The following is a 392-nucleotide window of genomic DNA, read 5'->3' on the forward strand; positions in this document are numbered from 1 at the left end:
GCGCCACCCCCGCCCACGGCATCCGGCTCCCCGAGGACGACCACGCATCATGACGTCGCCTACCGACATCGGCGCAGCACTCCAGCAGGACGGCGACGCGGGCGGCACGACGGAGCCGTTCGGGCTGGGCGGCTCCCCGCTGCGCGGCGACGCCCTGCCCAAGGCGCTCGGCATCTACCCGTACGCCGCCGACCTGTGGGCCGAGGGCCTGCTCTGGGGCGCGGTGCTGCGCTCGCCGCACCCGCACGCCCGGATCCGCGGCATCGACACCTCGGCCGCGCTGGCCCTGCCCGGCGTGCACGCCGTGGTCACCGCCGCCGACCTGCCGGCCGGCCCGGACGGCCTGCCGGACGGCGCGCCGTCCGGACCGATCGTCGCCGACCGGCCGGTGC

General features: G+C 78.6%; 1 pseudogene. It reads left to right on the forward strand.

Features of this window, described 5'->3' with window-relative positions:
* Positions 1–49: 49 nt before the first annotated feature.
* Positions 50–392, forward strand: a pseudogene (locus tag ABD308_RS03175) (oxidoreductase); the annotation flags it as partial.

It is taken from the genome of Kitasatospora putterlickiae (genome assembly GCF_039527695.1).
Taxonomy (GTDB): Bacteria; Actinomycetota; Actinomycetes; order Streptomycetales; family Streptomycetaceae; genus Kitasatospora; species Kitasatospora putterlickiae.